Origin of the sequence: Amycolatopsis palatopharyngis, assembly GCF_003385185.1 — a bacterium.
GTDB lineage: Bacteria > Actinomycetota > Actinomycetes > Mycobacteriales > Pseudonocardiaceae > Amycolatopsis > Amycolatopsis palatopharyngis.
Window position 1 is genome coordinate 1 of sequence record NZ_PQHZ01000124.1, and the last position, 1,357, is coordinate 1,357.

At 66.8% G+C, this 1,357-nt stretch carries 1 protein-coding gene; it reads right to left on the reverse strand.

Features of this window, described 5'->3' with window-relative positions; all coding sequences use genetic code 11:
• Window positions 1–178: 178 nt before the first annotated feature.
• Window positions 179–1,312: an IS701 family transposase gene (locus D0C15_RS33835; protein ID WP_043829840.1), complete on the reverse strand. Its 1,134-nt coding sequence runs from the start codon at window positions 1,310–1,312 to the stop codon at window positions 179–181.
• Window positions 1,313–1,357: the final 45 nt, after the last annotated feature.

A 1,357-nucleotide genomic window follows, 5' to 3' on the forward strand; every position in this document is an offset into this window, starting at 1 on the left:
TAGTACTGCAACGGCAGTTAAGGAAGTGGGTAGCCGCGGCGTTTGTAGTGGCTGAGGCGGGCTTGGTGTTGTCGTCGGCGGCGGAAGCGTGACCAGGACCAGATGTGTTCGGCGGCGTCGGCGACACGCAGGACCAGCTTGGTGAGCAGGCGCCGGATCTCCGGTAGTGTAAAGCTGATCATGTCTGGTTCGGCGATACCGATTCCCCTTTTATGGCAAGGGATTTGGCGACGGCGAGCCAGGCGTGGGCGAGCATCGACAGGGTGATGTGGGCGTACCACGCCCGCCAGGACCGGACCTGGTAGTGATCCAGTCCGGCTTCGTTCTTGGCCTGCTGGAAACACTCTTCGATCCGCCAGCGCGCCCCGGCGATCCAGGCCAGGTTCAGCAGGGTGGACCGGCGGGGCCCGTAGCAGATGTAGTAGGCGATCTCGGTCGGATCAGAGATCGAACGCCGGGCGAGCAGCCAGTGCCCGCGCCCGGCCTGCCAGCCAATCCGGACCGGCACCCGTGCCCAGTCGTACTCGCGCGGCCCGTGCGCGCCGGCACCGACCGACAACCGCCGCCACGCCCGGGCGGGCAGGTCCGCGATCAGCTCATCGGCCCGCTGTTCGGTGCCCTCGGCGGTGATCAGGGTGTCGTTGACCTTGGTGGCCAGCACGTACGCGGCGTCGTGTTCCTCCAGCCAGGCTCGCAGGTACTTGACCTGCCCGTAGGCCTCATCGGCGGTGACCCACGCGAACGGCACACCCGCCTCGAACGCCCGCGCCAGCATGCCCATCGCCTGCCGCGGCTTCGTGGCGAACTCGACCTCATCCGGAATCCCCGCCCGTTGGCACCGGTCCCGGTCGGCGATCCACGGCTCCGGCAGATACAGCGCCCGATCGATCAGCGCATGCCCATGATCACCGGCATAGGCGAGAAAGGTCCCGATCTGACAGTTCTCGATCCGCCCCGCCGTCCCGGAATACTGCCGCTGCACCCCGGCCGAGCGCACACCTTTCTTCAGGAACCCGGTGTCGTCCACGATCAGCACGCCGCCCGGCTCGCCGAGATGCTCGACCACGTAGTCCCGCACGTCGTCACGCACCCCGTCGATGTCCCAGTCCGCCCAGCGCAACAACCGCTGCATCCCATCCGGAGACACCTCACCGGACTGCTCCGCCAGTGTCCAGCCGTTCTTCCGCTCCAACCCCGCGACCAGCCCGGACACATACTCCCGAGCCCGGCCCCGCGGCTCCGACCGCCTGAACCGTCCCGCGATCCGATCATGAACCCGATCCAGCTGCCCCATCACCACATCGACCACCACAACGATGATCTACCACACGACGACCAACTGCCGTTGCAGTATTAG